Annotated in this window: 17 protein-coding genes; 10 read left to right on the forward strand and 7 right to left on the reverse strand. The window is 58.5% G+C overall.

Annotated elements, in window-relative coordinates:
- Nucleotides 1–27 precede the first annotated feature (27 nt).
- The gene (locus FQ182_RS19060; RefSeq protein WP_149413011.1) at nucleotides 28–924 is read right to left on the reverse strand and encodes a LysR substrate-binding domain-containing protein; all 897 of its coding nucleotides are present in this window, start codon (nucleotides 922–924) and stop codon (nucleotides 28–30) included.
- A 108-nt stretch (nucleotides 925–1,032) separates the two neighbouring features.
- Between FQ182_RS19060 and FQ182_RS19065 the strand changes: the two genes are divergently transcribed.
- From FQ182_RS19065 to rpoS, 8 genes are all read left to right on the forward strand, one after another.
- Nucleotides 1,033–2,145 carry an S-(hydroxymethyl)glutathione dehydrogenase/class III alcohol dehydrogenase gene (locus FQ182_RS19065; RefSeq protein WP_149413012.1) on the forward strand — a complete coding sequence of 371 codons (1,113 nt, stop codon included), beginning with the start codon at nucleotides 1,033–1,035 and terminating at the stop codon, nucleotides 2,143–2,145.
- An 89-nt stretch (nucleotides 2,146–2,234) separates the two neighbouring features.
- Complete coding sequence (fghA, locus tag FQ182_RS19070) at nucleotides 2,235–3,080, forward strand: S-formylglutathione hydrolase (RefSeq protein WP_149413013.1); 846 nt, start codon at nucleotides 2,235–2,237, stop codon at nucleotides 3,078–3,080.
- Between the two features lie 54 nt (nucleotides 3,081–3,134).
- The gene (gene ispF, locus FQ182_RS19075) at nucleotides 3,135–3,608 is read left to right on the forward strand and encodes a 2-C-methyl-D-erythritol 2,4-cyclodiphosphate synthase (protein WP_133099396.1); all 474 of its coding nucleotides are present in this window, start codon (nucleotides 3,135–3,137) and stop codon (nucleotides 3,606–3,608) included.
- Nucleotides 3,605–4,663: a tRNA pseudouridine(13) synthase TruD gene (truD, locus tag FQ182_RS19080; protein WP_149413014.1), complete on the forward strand. Its 1,059-nt coding sequence runs from the start codon at nucleotides 3,605–3,607 to the stop codon at nucleotides 4,661–4,663. Before ispF ends, truD begins: the two co-directional genes overlap by 4 nt.
- Nucleotides 4,651–5,400 (forward strand): 5'/3'-nucleotidase SurE, encoded by a 750-nt coding sequence (gene surE, locus FQ182_RS19085; protein ID WP_149413015.1) that lies wholly within the window; start codon nucleotides 4,651–4,653, stop codon nucleotides 5,398–5,400. Before truD ends, surE begins: the two co-directional genes overlap by 13 nt.
- A gap of 41 nt (nucleotides 5,401–5,441) precedes the next feature.
- A complete protein-coding gene (locus tag FQ182_RS19090; protein WP_178114486.1) occupies nucleotides 5,442–6,077 on the forward strand; it encodes a protein-L-isoaspartate(D-aspartate) O-methyltransferase in 636 nt (211 codons plus the stop codon).
- A gap of 210 nt (nucleotides 6,078–6,287) precedes the next feature.
- On the forward strand, nucleotides 6,288–7,124 hold the full coding sequence (locus tag FQ182_RS19095) for a peptidoglycan DD-metalloendopeptidase family protein (protein ID WP_149413072.1): 837 nt from the start codon (nucleotides 6,288–6,290) through the stop codon (nucleotides 7,122–7,124).
- Between the two features lie 105 nt (nucleotides 7,125–7,229).
- On the forward strand, nucleotides 7,230–8,234 hold the full coding sequence (rpoS, locus tag FQ182_RS19100) for an RNA polymerase sigma factor RpoS (protein WP_149413017.1): 1,005 nt from the start codon (nucleotides 7,230–7,232) through the stop codon (nucleotides 8,232–8,234).
- A gap of 218 nt (nucleotides 8,235–8,452) precedes the next feature.
- Here the strand turns inward: rpoS and FQ182_RS19105 are convergent, their stop codons facing one another.
- The gene (locus FQ182_RS19105) at nucleotides 8,453–8,662 is read right to left on the reverse strand and encodes a cold-shock protein (RefSeq protein ID WP_014336857.1); all 210 of its coding nucleotides are present in this window, start codon (nucleotides 8,660–8,662) and stop codon (nucleotides 8,453–8,455) included.
- A gap of 390 nt (nucleotides 8,663–9,052) precedes the next feature.
- Between FQ182_RS19105 and dcd the strand changes: the two genes are divergently transcribed.
- Nucleotides 9,053–9,619, forward strand: a complete 567-nt coding sequence (gene dcd / locus FQ182_RS19110) for a dCTP deaminase (protein WP_133099392.1) — start codon at nucleotides 9,053–9,055, stop codon at nucleotides 9,617–9,619.
- Between the two features lie 108 nt (nucleotides 9,620–9,727).
- A complete protein-coding gene (locus tag FQ182_RS19115; protein ID WP_133099391.1) occupies nucleotides 9,728–9,928 on the forward strand; it encodes a hypothetical protein in 201 nt (66 codons plus the stop codon).
- A gap of 68 nt (nucleotides 9,929–9,996) precedes the next feature.
- Here the strand turns inward: FQ182_RS19115 and FQ182_RS19120 are convergent, their stop codons facing one another.
- Genes FQ182_RS19120 through FQ182_RS19140 form a run of 5 tightly spaced genes read right to left on the reverse strand, consistent with a single transcriptional unit; the run spans nucleotide 9,997 to nucleotide 14,180 of the window.
- The gene (locus FQ182_RS19120) at nucleotides 9,997–10,761 is read right to left on the reverse strand and encodes an ABC transporter ATP-binding protein (protein ID WP_149413018.1); all 765 of its coding nucleotides are present in this window, start codon (nucleotides 10,759–10,761) and stop codon (nucleotides 9,997–9,999) included.
- 15 nt (nucleotides 10,762–10,776) lie between these two features.
- Nucleotides 10,777–11,895 (reverse strand): succinylglutamate desuccinylase/aspartoacylase family protein, encoded by a 1,119-nt coding sequence (locus FQ182_RS19125; RefSeq protein ID WP_149413019.1) that lies wholly within the window; start codon nucleotides 11,893–11,895, stop codon nucleotides 10,777–10,779.
- Between the two features lie 8 nt (nucleotides 11,896–11,903).
- Nucleotides 11,904–12,614, reverse strand: coding sequence for an ABC transporter permease (locus FQ182_RS19130; protein WP_133099388.1), 711 nt, complete (start codon nucleotides 12,612–12,614; stop codon nucleotides 11,904–11,906).
- Complete coding sequence (locus FQ182_RS19135; protein WP_149413020.1) at nucleotides 12,611–13,339, reverse strand: ABC transporter permease; 729 nt, start codon at nucleotides 13,337–13,339, stop codon at nucleotides 12,611–12,613. Before FQ182_RS19135 ends, FQ182_RS19130 begins: the two co-directional genes overlap by 4 nt.
- 58 nt (nucleotides 13,340–13,397) lie before the next feature.
- Nucleotides 13,398–14,180, reverse strand: coding sequence for a transporter substrate-binding domain-containing protein (locus FQ182_RS19140; RefSeq protein WP_149413021.1), 783 nt, complete (start codon nucleotides 14,178–14,180; stop codon nucleotides 13,398–13,400).
- Nucleotides 14,181–14,186: the final 6 nt, after the last annotated feature.

The raw sequence follows: 14,186 nt of genomic DNA on the forward strand, positions 1-14,186 counted from the left end.
GTGGCATGACCCAGCAGGTGCTACTTTTCAGTCGCTGTACTCCGGCCTTCCAGCCAACCCCTCTTTCAAAAAGTCCACCAGCTTGCGCACCTTCGGCGACAAATGCCGTTGCTGCGGATACAGCGCCCATACCGCCGTATTGGGCGGTTGATGACCCTCAAGCAACGACACCAGTGCGCCGCTGTGCAAGTGTTTCAGCACGTAATAGTCCGGCAACTGACACAAGCCCACCCCTTGCAGCGCTGCATCTAAAACCGCCTGCCCACTGTTGCAGCGCCAGTTTCCATGCACCCGCTGGGAAAACTCCCGCCCGTCTTGTGCCAACTGCCAGATATCCGAACTGCCGATCAGACAGTTATGCCGACTCAATTCCGACAAGCTGTGTGGCCGTCCATACCGCTCAAGGTAGGAGGGAGACGCGCAGAGGTACATGCGCCGTGGCGCCAGGCGGCTTGCGACCATCCTTGAGTCTTGCAGGCGTCCAAGGCGAATCGCCAGGTCCAGCCCTTCGTGGACCAGGTCCAGTTGGCGGTTGCTCAGCTCGATATCTACCCGCAGTTGTGGGTAAAGCCCCATGAACCGCGTCACCAGTGGCACGATAAAGCGTTCGCCATAGGCCACGGCGCAGGTCATGCGCAACATGCCCTTGGGTTCGCTGGCCAGGTCACCCACTGCCCGTAGGGCTTCCTCGCGGCCATCCTGCAGACGTTGGCAATGTTGCAGAAAAGTCTGGCCGGCCTCGGTCAGCGTTACCCGTCGGGTGCTTCGGTACAGCAGGCGGGTTTGCAGGCGTTCTTCCAGGCGCGCCACCTGGCGGCTGATATGGGACGAGGACACCCCAAGACGTTCGGCGGCCGCCGTAAATTGGCTGCACTCGGCCACGGCAACGAACTCATCGATGCCTTCCCAGCGGTTTTCCAGCATGGTGATTATCCCTGTGCAGCAATAATGTTTTGCTTTTACCTGGATTATTAATCAGTAGGCAATGTTTTACACTGTTGGTCTTGCTTTATAACTCCATGGAGAACCCGGATGATCAAGTCCCGCGCTGCCGTAGCCTTCGAGGCCAAGAAACCCCTTGAGATCGTTGAAGTTGATGTCGCCATGCCCAAGGCGGGTGAAGTGCTGTTGCGCGTGGTCGCCTCCGGTGTTTGCCATACTGATGCTTTCACTTTGTCGGGCGCCGATCCGGAAGGCATCTTCCCGTCGATCCTCGGCCATGAAGGCGGCGCGATAGTCGAAGCCATTGGCGAAGGAGTGACATCGGTGGCGGTGGGCGACCACGTGATCCCGCTGTACACCCCGGAATGTGGCAAGTGCAAATTCTGCCTGAGTGGCAAGACCAACCTATGCCAGGCGATTCGTGCCACTCAGGGCAAGGGTTTGATGCCTGATGGCACTTCGCGCTTTTCCTACAAGGGCCAGCCGATTTTCCACTACATGGGCACCTCGACTTTCTCTGAGTACACCGTGTTGCCGGAAATCTCCGTGGCCAAGATCCCCAAGGATGCGCCCCTGGAAAAAGTCTGCCTGCTGGGCTGCGGCGTCACCACTGGCATCGGTGCGGTGATCAACACCGCCAAGGTCAAGCCGGGTGACACCGTGGCCATCTTCGGTCTGGGCGGTATTGGTCTTTCGGCGGTCATTGGTGCGGTCAAGGCCAAGGCCGCACGCATCATTGCCATCGACATCAACCCGGCCAAGTTCGAGATTGCCAAGCAGCTGGGTGCCACCGACTGCATCAACCCGAAAGACTATGACCGCCCGATCCAGGACGTGATTGTTGATTTGACCGACGGCGGCGTGGACTTTTCCTTCGAATGCATCGGCAATGTCCAGCTGATGCGTGCGGCCCTTGAATGCTGCCACAAAGGCTGGGGCGAGTCGGTGATCATCGGTGTGGCCGGTGCTGGCCAGGAGATATCCACTCGTCCGTTCCAGTTGGTGACTGGTCGCGTCTGGCGCGGTTCGGCGTTCGGTGGCGTGCGCGGTCGCAGCGAGCTGCCAAGCTATGTGGAAATGGCCCAGACCGGTGAAATTCCTCTGGATACCTTCATTACTCACACCATGGGCCTGGAAGATATCAACAAGGCATTCGACCTGATGCATGAAGGCAAAAGCATCCGTACCGTCATTCATTTCTGAAGAGCAGCGGCAAGTTGCAAGCTATAAGCGGCAAGGGGGGCGACTCTCTTGCAGTTTGAGGCTTGTGACTTGAAGCTGGGAGCACTCCCATGACCCTGGAAAATATTTCCTGCCAGAAGAGTTTTGGCGGTTGGCATAAACGTTACAAACACAGCTCCCGCGTACTGGGCTGTGACATGACGTTCGCCGTCTACCTGCCGCCGCAAGCGGAGCAGGGCGGCAAATTGCCGGTGCTGTACTGGCTGTCGGGACTGACTTGCACCGATGAAAACTTCATGCAGAAGGCGGGTGCGATGCGTGTTGCGGCCGAGTTGGGGCTGATCATCGTTGCGCCAGATACCAGTCCGCGTGGGTCCGGTGTGCCTGGGGATCCGGACGGTGCCTGGGATTTCGGTCTGGGTGCCGGGTTTTATCTGAATGCCACCCAGGAGCCTTGGGCCAAGCACTATCGGATGCATGACTACGTGGTGCAGGAATTGCCGGAACTGGTCGAGGCGCATTTCCCTGCCTCCAGCAAGCGCGGCATCAGCGGTCACTCCATGGGTGGTCACGGCGCGCTGGTCTGTGCCTTGCGCAATCCGGGTCGTTATCAATCGGTGTCGGCGTTCTCGCCGATCAACAATCCGATGGATTGCCCGTGGGGCCAGAAGGCCTTCTCCCGCTACTTGGGGGATGAGCGTTCGAAGTGGCGTGAGTGGGATGCCTGTGTGTTGATCAGCGAAGCTACGCAAAAGCTGCCGTTGCTGGTAGACCAGGGCGATCGCGATGATTTTCTTGAGGTGCAACTCAAGCCCGAAGCCTTGCAGCAAGCCGCCAGGGCGGCCAACCATCCGCTCAAGCTGCGGCTGCAACCGGGCTATGACCACAGCTACTTCTTTATCGCCAGCTTCATCGAAGACCATTTGCGACATCATGGACGCGCTTTGCTCGGTTAATGTCGGGCAAAAGTAGGTAGAATCACGCCCTGAATTAAATCGGGGCATTTTTTTATGCGTATTGGCCACGGCTATGATGTGCACCGTTTCGCCGAAGGCGACTTCATCACCCTGGGTGGCGTGCGGATCGCGCACCACCACGGGTTGCTGGCTCATTCCGACGGCGACGTTGTCCTGCACGCCTTGAGCGATGCCTTACTCGGCGCCGCTGCGCTGGGGGATATTGGCAAGCACTTCCCGGACACCGACCCGCAATTCAAGGGGGCGGACAGCCGTGTGCTGCTGCGCCACGTGGTCGGCCTGATCCATGCCAAGGGCTGGAAGGTCGCCAATGTCGACAACACCATCATTGCCCAGGCGCCGAAAATGGCCCCGCATATCGAATCGATGCGCGCGCTGATTGCCGCGGATCTTCAAGTTGAGTTGGATCAAGTGAACGTAAAAGCCACCACCACCGAAAAACTCGGGTTTGCCGGTCGCGAAGAGGGCATTGCCGTGCACGCCGTTGCCTTGTTGCAACACGCATGAATGATCTACAACTGCTGGGTCCGCGAGCCTATGGCGATGCCCTGGGCAGCGCAGTACTGAAGGCCACGGCCGAAGACTTCCAGGTGGATGAAGTACTGGATATTCCGCTGACCGGCGAAGGCGAACACCTGTGGTTATGGGTGGAGAAGCGCGGCCTGAATACCGAAGAGGCGGCGCGGCGCATTGCCAAGGCGGCAGGTGTGCCGTTGCGCACCGTCAGCTATGCAGGCCTCAAGGATCGCCAGGCGCTGACCCGCCAGTGGTTCAGCGTGCAACTGCCGGGCAAGGCCGATCCGGACCTGACTGCGGCGGAAAACGACACGCTGAAGATCCTGAAGATCGCCCGCCACAAGCGCAAGCTGCAACGCGGCGCTCATTCGGCCAACGGCTTCACGCTGCGGCTGACTCAGTTCGTCGGCGATGCCGCCGCGATCGATGCGCGCCTGCAACTGATCGTCCAGCAAGGCATCCCCAATTATTTTGGCGCTCAGCGCTTCGGCCATAACGGTGGCAACGTGGCGGATGCCCGCGATTGGGCTGCCCGCAAGGCCTTGCCGGAACAGCGCAACGTGCGTTCACGCCTGCTTTCCACCGCCCGTAGTTTTCTGTTCAATAAAGTGCTGGCGGCGCGGGTAGCCGACGGCTCCTGGCAGCGCGCCCAGGTCGGCGACTTACTGGCGTTCACCGATAGCCGCAGCTTTTTCCCGGCGGGGGAGGCGGAGTGTAGCGATCCGCGCCTGGCCATCCTTGATTTGCATCCCACCGGCCCGCAATGGGGTGAAGGCGATTCGCCGGCTACCGGTGCCACTCATGACTTGGAGCAGGCGGTGGCCGCCAGCGAAGCGGACCTGCGCGATTGGCTGGTCAATGCCGGCATGAGCCAGGAACGTCGCATTCTGCGACTGCCCATTGGCGGGTTGACGTGGCATTATCCCTCGCTGGACATTCTGCAATTGGAATTCGTCCTGCCGGCCGGATGCTTCGCCACTGTCTTGGTGCGCGAGCTTGTTGATCTGGTGCCGGTGGGGCAGACGGACAGCCCATGCGTATTCTGATATCTAACGACGACGGGGTCACAGCACCCGGCCTTGCCGCGCTTCATGCTGCGCTGGCGGACTACGCTGAGTGCGTGGTGGTTGCCCCGGACCAGGACAAAAGTGGTGCCAGCAGCTCGCTGACGCTCGACCGTCCGTTGCACCCGCAAACGTTAGCCAACGGCTTTATCAGCCTGAACGGAACCCCCACCGATTGCGTGCACCTGGCAATTAATAGTCTGCTGGATCGTGAGCCGGACCTCGTGGTTTCCGGGATCAACCTGGGTGCCAACCTCGGCGATGACGTGTTGTATTCCGGCACAGTGGCGGCTGCCCTTGAAGGGCGGTTCCTGGGGCGGACCTCGTTTGCCTTCTCGTTGGCATCTCGCCAGTTGGACAACCTGCCCACGGCTGCCTATTTCGCCCGCAAGCTGGTGGAGGCCCATGACTCCCTGGATCTGCCGCCGCGCACGGTGCTTAACGTCAATATTCCCAACCTGCCCCTGGACCATATTCGCGGTATCCAACTGACCCGCCTGGGCCATCGTGCCCGAGCGGCAGCACCGCTGAAGGTGACCGATCCTCGTGGCAAGGAAGGCTATTGGATCGCTGCAGCGGGTGATGCCGAGGACGGCGGACCGGGCACTGACTTTCATGCGGTGATGCAGGGTTATGTTTCGATTACTCCATTGCAACTCGATCGCACCTTCAGTGATGCCTTCAGTAGTCTCGATGGCTGGCTGGAGGGGTTGCGCTAATGGCTCGTGAACAAGACGACCTGCTGCGTAGGGGTATCGGCATGACCTCCCAGCGCACCCGCGAGCGGTTGATCCAGCGGCTTTACGAAGAGGGCTTGTCCAATGCCCAGGTGCTGGAAGTCATCCGTCGTACTCCACGGCATTTATTCGTCGATGAAGCCCTGGCACACCGAGCTTATGAAGACACCGCGCTGCCCATTGGCCACAACCAGACCATCTCCCAGCCGTACATGGTTGCGCGGATGAGTGAACTGCTGTTGGCGGCGGGTCCTCTGGACAAGGTGCTGGAGATCGGTACCGGCTCCGGTTACCAGACCGCCGTTCTGTCGCAGTTGGTGGAGCGGGTATTCTCCGTCGAGCGGATCAAGGTGTTGCAGGATCGGGCCAAGGAACGCCTGATGGAATTGAATCTGCGCAACGTAGTCTTTCGCTGGGGCGATGGCTGGGAAGGCTGGCCGGCGCTGGCGCCTTACAACGGCATAATCGTGACGGCGGTTGCGACCGATGTGCCCCAGGCATTGCTGGACCAGTTGGCTCCAGGCGGGCGGCTGGTCATTCCCGTGGGGTCTGGCGAAGTGCAGCAATTGATGTTGATCATTCGCGAGGAAGAGGGCTTTTCCCGGCATGTGCTGGGGGCGGTACGTTTTGTCCCGCTACTTAATGGCCCGCTGGCCTGATCATTTACCTGTACATACTGAATTCTATTGCCGGGTATGTGTCTTACAGCGGGGTCTATTGAGTCAACATAATCGATGCAGCGTATTAAACAGGATGATTTTTTCGTTTCTGTCTTGTTGCCGGTTAAAGCTCAGCAGCCAGTTATACTTGCGTCATATTTCAAGCCTGATACAGGCGTTCATATTCAGCCACCACAAAGGGAGCGGCGGGTGAGTCTCACGGTCATTGCGCAGCGTATGAGTAAAACAAGTTTTCAGCGACTGGTGATTGGCCTTGTCTTGAGTTCCTTATTGGCTGCCTGCTCCAGTACGCCAGGCGGCGGGGCGCGGGTCGTTGATCGCAATAATGCAGTGCCACAAAAGCCGACGGTCACCACCGGGCAATATGTCGTGCGCAAGGGCGATACGATGTTCTCGATTGCCTTCCGTTATGGCTGGGATTACAAGGCTCTCGCAGCCCGTAACAATATTCCTGTGCCCTATACGATACATCCAGGTCAGACCATTCGTTTCGACGGGCGTACCGGTTCAACACCGACTGCAGTTGTCACAAAATCCGGCTCATCGCCGTCATCTTCCAGCAGGACGACAGTCATCACTCGGCCTGCAGGCACCGCCACGCCTACGGTGGCGAGCAAGCAGGTACTCGCGCCGTTGCCTCCTGCAGGGCCTGCGCCGACTGGTTGGGGATGGCCTTCAAATGGCATTCTTATTGGGAAATTTTCCTCAAACGGTAGTTTGAATAAAGGCATTGATATCGCCGGGGATTTGGGACAGCCTGTTTTAGCTGCGTCAGATGGGACTGTGGTGTACGCCGGGAGTGGTTTACGGGGCTACGGTGAACTTGTCATCATCAAACACAGCGATACCTACGTGAGTGCCTACGGTCATAACCGCAGGCTGTTGGTTCGGGAGGGGCAGCAGGTCAAAGTCGGACAGACAATTGCCGAAATGGGGTCGACTGGAACGGACCGGGTGAAACTGCATTTTGAGATTCGCCGCCAAGGTAAGCCTGTTGATCCACTGCAATTCCTTCCCCGTCGTTGATGTGGTGCCAGCCTGTTTCCTCACGTAGAAGGAACAGGCTCCAGCGTTGCCAAGGATAAAGGCGTCGCTTGAGCTTGAGGTCGAACTCACCAAAGGACTATAACAATGGCTCTCAGTAAAGAAGCGCCGGAGTTTGACATCGACGATGAGGTTCTCCTTATGGAGACTGATGTCGGTACGGATTCGATGTCGAACGAGAGGTCTGCTGTACCTTCGGTTCGTGCCAAATCCAAAAACTCCTCAGCGTTAAAACAGCATAAATACATTGATTACACTCGGGCGCTCGATGCAACCCAGTTGTATCTCAATGAAATCGGCTTTTCCCCCTTGCTCACCCCCGAAGAAGAAGTCCATTTTGCGCGGTTGTCGCAAAAGGGCGATCCGGCTGGGCGCAAACGCATGATTGAAAGCAACCTGCGCCTGGTGGTGAAAATCGCCCGACGCTACGTCAATCGTGGGCTTTCCCTGTTGGACCTGATCGAAGAGGGCAACCTCGGCTTGATCCGGGCGGTGGAGAAGTTCGACCCTGAGCGGGGTTTCCGCTTTTCGACCTACGCCACGTGGTGGATTCGTCAGACCATCGAACGAGCGATCATGAATCAGACCCGGACCATCCGGTTGCCGATCCATGTGGTCAAGGAGCTCAACGTCTACCTGCGGGCGGCGCGTGAGCTGACACAAAAACTCGATCATGAACCTTCGCCTGAAGAAATCGCCAACCTGCTGGAAAAACCGGTAGGAGAGGTCAAGCGTATGCTGGGTCTCAATGAGCGGGTCTCTTCGGTTGATGTCTCGCTGGGTCCTGACTCGGATAAAACCCTGCTGGACACCCTGACCGATGATCGTCCTACGGATCCTTGTGAACTGTTGCAGGATGATGATCTTTCTCAAAGCATTGACCAGTGGCTTTCGGAGCTGACGGACAAGCAACGCGAGGTGGTGATACGCCGCTTCGGGTTGCGCGGCCACGAAAGCAGCACCCTGGAGGATGTTGGCCTGGAGATCGGCCTGACCCGTGAGCGGGTGCGGCAGATCCAGGTGGAGGGCCTCAAGCGCTTGCGTGAGATCCTTGAGAAGAATGGCTTGTCGAGTGAGTCGTTGTTTCAATAGAGACGATGCTTGGCAGCGATGAAACGCCCTATGCATGTGAATGCGTCGGGCGTTTTGCTTTGTATGCCGTAGATACTTTGTTCACGGTCAAGCTTTAGCGAGGCTGACGCAGTCTCGCCAGGGCTCGACATCTATGGAAATGTAGGTGTGGGGCCAAATGACAGGCACAAAAAAGCCCCGCTTTTAAGGGCGGGGCTTTTCGACTAAATCAGTACAAGTTAGATAACTTGAACTTCTTCAGCTTGCATGCCTTTCTGGCCGCGGGTAGCGACGAAAGAGACCTGTTGGCCTTCTTTCAGGCTTTTGAAGCCGTCAGATTGGATAGCTTTGAAGTGAACGAACAGGTCGTCACCGGATTGTGGAGTGATGAAGCCGAAGCCTTTTTCATCGTTGAACCACTTAACGGTACCAGTTTGGCGATTAGACATGGTGTATCTCCTTGGACAAAGTTGACTGCGACTCAGGAAAAGCCCTGGCCGAGACTGAGTGCAAAGAGCAGGAAAAATTCTTGGAGATGGTTGGATCGAAATTCAACATATCGTGTAGAGATTCTCAGTGACACAAGCAGCACAGTGGCGCCACCTTAACCCTTTTTCCGGAACGTGCCAATGGTATTTCCGAAGGTTTCTCTAAATTCGTGACTGACGGCGCCCTCTGCAGGGGTTGATCCCCTGAATTCAAGGCCCGGCCCCGCTGTGTAAGGCTGGCAGGAATCTGCCAGCCTTACTAAGAAAAATCCTCGGCCCTTTGAACCACGAGGCTGGCCCCGGTAAGATGCTCAACAGAATTTTTCCACCTCGCTATTCAGGACACCCGCCATGAGCATCAAATCGGACAAGTGGATTCGCCGCATGGCGCAAGAGCACGGCATGATCGAGCCCTTCGTAGAGCGTCAGGTGCGCGGCGAAGGCGCCGACCGAGTGATTTCGTACGGGGTTTCCAGCTACGGCTACGACGTGCGCTGCGCCGATGAGTTCAAGGTGTTCACCAACATCAACTCGGCCACCGTTGATCCGAAAAACTTCGACGAAAAGAGCTTCGTCGACGTCAAGAGCGATGTGTGCATCATTCCGCCAAACTCCTTTGCCCTGGCCCGCACCGTCGAGTTCTTCCGCATTCCGCGCAACGTTCTGACCATTTGCCTGGGCAAGAGCACCTATGCGCGCTGCGGCATCATCGTCAACGTGACCCCGCTTGAGCCAGAGTGGGAAGGCCACGTAACCCTGGAATTCTCCAACACCACCACCTTGCCGGCGAAGATCTACGCCAACGAAGGTGTGGCGCAGATGCTGTTTTTCGAATCCGACGAAGAGTGTGAAGTCTCTTACAAGGACCGTGGTGGCAAGTACCAGGGCCAGCGTGGCGTCACCCTGCCGCGAGCCTGATCGAATCGTCTGACATACCAAGGGAATTTGTCAGCGGGCAGGCACTCTATTGGGTGTACTGCCCCGGATCGTGCAAAACGCGCCGGGCCACGCTTGAGGAGTACCCCTATGAAGATCGATCCGCGAATCAGCGCCGAACTTGCCCGGCTTGAACCCAATCAGATTGGCGTTCTGGCCTGGTCCCTGATGGCACATCCCCCGATCAGCGCTGGCGGTATCCCCGGCCAGCCCGATCCTGATTACCCCCAGCCCACTGAACCTGGTGAGCCTACCCTTCCGGACGAGCCGCCGCCCGCGCCAGTTGCGTGAAGGTGCTCATCGTGTCTCTCACGGCCCGCTGAGCGCGTTGCGTGCGTCCAGCCTTGGGGCCGCGGCCGTTATTTCAGATTGCCGCTCAGGAACTGTTGGAGGCGCTCGCTCTTGGGGCTCCCCAGCACTTCTTCCGGTGTGCCTTCCTCTTCCACCAGGCCCTTGTGTAGAAACAACACTTGGCTCGACACCTTGCGGGCGAAGCTCATTTCGTGGGTCACCATGATCATGGTCCGGCCTTCTTCGGCCAGACCCTGGATCACCTTCAGCACTTCGCCCACCAGTTCTGGGTCCAGGGCCGAGGTGGGCTCGTCGAACAACATCACCTCCGGCTCCATCGCCAGGGCGCGGGCGATTGCTACCCGTTGTTGCTGGCCGCCGGAGAGAAACGCCGGATATTGATCGGCGACCCGTGCCGACAGGCCGACCTTGTCCAGATAGCGACGGGCGCGGTCTTCGGCATCTTTCTTGCTGCAGCCCAGCACTCGTCGCGGAGCCATGGTGATGTTTTCCAGGACGCTCATGTGGCTCCACAGGTTGAAGTGCTGGAACACCATCGCCAGTCGCGTGCGCAAGCGCTGCAACTCGGCATCGTCGGCTACGCGCATGCCGTGGCGGTCGCTGACCATGCGAACTTGCTGGCCATCGAGGGTCATGGCGCCGTCATTGGGTTGTTCAAGAAAGTTGATGCAGCGTAAAAAGGTGCTTTTGCCCGAACCGCTGGCGCCGATCAGGCTGATCACATCACCGGTCCTGGCCTTGAGCGAGACACCTTTGAGCACTTCGTTATCGCCATAGCTTTTGTGCAGGCCTTCAACGGTCAATTTGTACATGGGGGCGTGCATCCTTCAAGGCGAAAGTAGATAGCCGCTGCGGTAGGCTTGCGTGCCTGCGACATGGGCGATGACCATCCCGGCGGTGGCCATGCGGCGTAGCGAACGGGCGTAAAGCAGGCCGGCATTACGGCAATGAATCGGCGTTACGCGGTCGTGAATGGGGTCGATGATTTCGGCGATAAGCTGACCGGCTTTGAGGTATTCCCCAGGCAGCGCGCTGAACACCAGCAAGCCACCCACAGGCGTCGCCACGGGTTCAACAGCGGCCAGCGGCGTGGCGGGATAGGGCAAGTCCGGCAACGCTGCCGGCTCTCCGGCGATGGCACCGAACTGAATCAGGTAATCGATGATTGCCTGGCAGTCGAGGCTCGCCAAACCGTGGTTCACATCCCCTTGGCCGCGCAACTCGACAGTCACGGAAAAGCTGCCCATGGGAATGTTGAAGCGCTCGCCAAAACGTTGCTGCAACTGCCACCACGCCAGGGTGAAACACTCATCGAAGGATTGGCCGCCGGAGTCGGTGGCCAGCAGGCAGGCTTCGGCGCCGATATAGCGGGCCAACGGCTCGACCTGTGGCCAGGCATCGGGCGTGGTGTACAGGTGGGCCACGGCTTCGAAGTCGCAATGCAGGTCCAGCACCATGTCGGCATCACACGCCAGGCGTTGCAGCACCAGGCGTTGGGATTGTAGCTGGGTGGCCGGCACCTGCCGGGCAAGGGCCTGGCGCAGGCTGTCGCGGATCAGCTCTCGGTTGAGGTGCGGATCACTGCCCAGCAGGCCTTCGACCTGATTGCCGACTTCTTCACTGAGGTCGACAAACCGGCGATTGAAGTTCTGCCCGCTCTCCAGCTCGTAGCGGCCAAGGGGGATATCCATCAACACCTGTTCCAGGCCCGCCGGGTTGGCGATGGGCACCAGCACGATTTCACTGTGTAGGCGCCCGGCGGCGGCTAGTTCGGCCAGGCGGGCCTTCAGGTGCCAGGCCACCAGCATGCCGGGCAGCTCGTCGGCGTGCAGCGAAGACTGAATGTAGACCTTGCCTTCAGCCTGCTGCGGCCCGAAGTGGAAGCTGTGAATCTGCCGCGCCGTGCCTGGCACCGGCGCCAATAGTTCATGAATCAGATGACGCATGCAGTCTCCTAGTGGCTGGGGCCGAGAAAGGCCAGCCAGCGACGCTCCGCCAGACGAAACAGACCGACCAGGGCAAAGGTTACGGTCAGGTAGATCAGCGCAGCGATACCAAATGATTGAAAGGTGAGAAAGGTTGCCGAGTTGGCATCACGGGCGACTTTAAGCACGTCCGGGATCGTCGCGGTAAAGGCCACCGTCGTCGAGTGCAGCATAAGGATCACCTCATTACTGTAGTACGGCAATGAACGGCGCAGTGCCGAGGGCATGATCACGTAGGCATACAGTTTCCAGCCGCTCAAGCCATAGGCTTTTGCCGCCTCGACTTCGCCGTGGGCCATGCTGCGGATCGCCCCGGCAAAAATTTCCGTGGTGTAGGCGCAGGTGTTGAGGGCGAAGGCGAGGATGGTGCAGTTCATTGCATCGCGAAAAAACGCATCCAGCACCGGTTGCGCGCGAATCGCGGCGATGCTGTAGATGCCGGTGTAGCAAATCAGCAGTTGGATATAGAGCGGAGTGCCCCGGAACAGATAGGTGTAGAACTGCACTGGCCAGCGCACCCAGCGCGTCGGCGAAACCCGTGCGATAGACAGCGGGATCGACACCAGGAAACCGATGAAGATCGAGGCGCTGAGCAGCCACATGGTCATGGCCAGGCCAGTGATGTGGTAGCCGTCGCTGTAAAGGAAGGGCCGCCAGTATTCCTGCAGGAGCTCAATCATCGTAGCGCCTCCCGGGAACCTGCGGAGTAGCGGCGTTCCAGGCGGCGCAGGACGAAGTTGGAGGCGCTGGTGATCAACAGGTAGATCAACGCGGCGATCACCAGGAAGTAGAACAACTGATAGGTGCTTTTGCCGGCATCCTGGGCGGCCTTTACCAGGTCGGCCAGGCCGATGATCGACACCAGTGCCGTAGCCTTGAGCATCACCATCCAGTTATTGCCGATGCCTGGCAGGGCAAAGCGCATCATCTGCGGGAAGGTCACGTAGCGAAATCGTTGCCCGCGCTTGAGGCCATAGGCGGTGGCGGCTTCCAACTGGCCACGGGGCACGGCGAGGATCGCCCCGCGAAAGGTCTCGGTAAAGTAGGCGCCGTAGATAAAGCCCAGGGTGATAACCCCGGCGCTGAACGGGTTGATCTCGATGTACTCCCATTCCATGAAGTCGGTGAAGCTGGTCAGCCAGGTTTGCAGGCTGTAGAAAATCAGCAGCATCAGCACCAGGTCCGGCACACCACGAATGAGCGTGGTGTAGAGCTGGGCGGGGATGCGCAGGAGCCGCAGGCTGGACAATTTAGCGCTGGCGCCGAGCAGGCCCAGCAATACGCTGACGGCCAGGGACAGCACCGATAACTTGATGGTCATCCAGGTGCCTTGCAGCAAGAGCGGGCCGAAACCCTTCAAACTGAAAGCACTCAGGCCGAGGGTCTGCAACAGGTCTTCAAACATCGATCACGGCCTATGGCGAGGTAAAAAAGCGCCCATCGTGAAGATGGGCGCCCGGGCATTATTTGCCGCTGAACAGGTTCAGATCGCCAAAGTGTTTCTTCTGGATGGTGGCGTAGGTGCCATCATCGTGTAACGCTTTGATACCTTTATCCAAAAGTGCCTTCAGGTCTTTGTTACCTTTGGAGATGCCGACGGCGGTCTTGGCCGGCAGCAATTCGCTATCCACAGGCTTGCTGACTTCGTAGTCAACGCCTTGTGGCGATTTCAAAAAGCCCAGTTCGGCTTGCAGCATGTCCTGGATTGACGCGTCAAGACGGCCCGACATCAAGTCGGCGTAGACCTGATCCTGATTCTGATAGGCCTGGGTTTTCACACCAGCCTTGTCCAGCACGGCCTTGGTGTACGCTTCCTGAATGGTGCCTTGCTCGTAACCAACGGTCTTGCCCTTGAGGGACGTGATGTCTTCGCTCAGGCCAGAACCTTTCTTGAACACGTAGGACGTCGGGCCGGAAAACAGCTCGCTGGAGAAGTCGATGACCTTCTCGCGGGCCGGGGTCACGGTCATGGACGAAATCACGCCGTCGAACTTGTTGGCTTTCAGGCCTGGGATCATGCCGTCGAAGTCACTCTCGACCCACTTGCACTTGACCTTAAGCTCCGCGCAGATGGCATTGCCCAGGTCGATATCGAAGCCCACCAGGCTGCCGTCAGCCGCTTTGGATTCGAACGGTGCGTAGGAGGGATCGACACCAAAACGCAATTCCTTGTATTCCTTGGCCAAGGCAGAACCTGCGGCCATGCACAGAGCCAGTGCAGAAAGGGTCAGCAATGCTTTTTTCATTATGTA

Origin of the sequence: Pseudomonas sp. ANT_H4 (genome assembly GCF_008369295.1) — a bacterium.
Lineage (GTDB): Bacteria > Pseudomonadota > Gammaproteobacteria > Pseudomonadales > Pseudomonadaceae > Aquipseudomonas.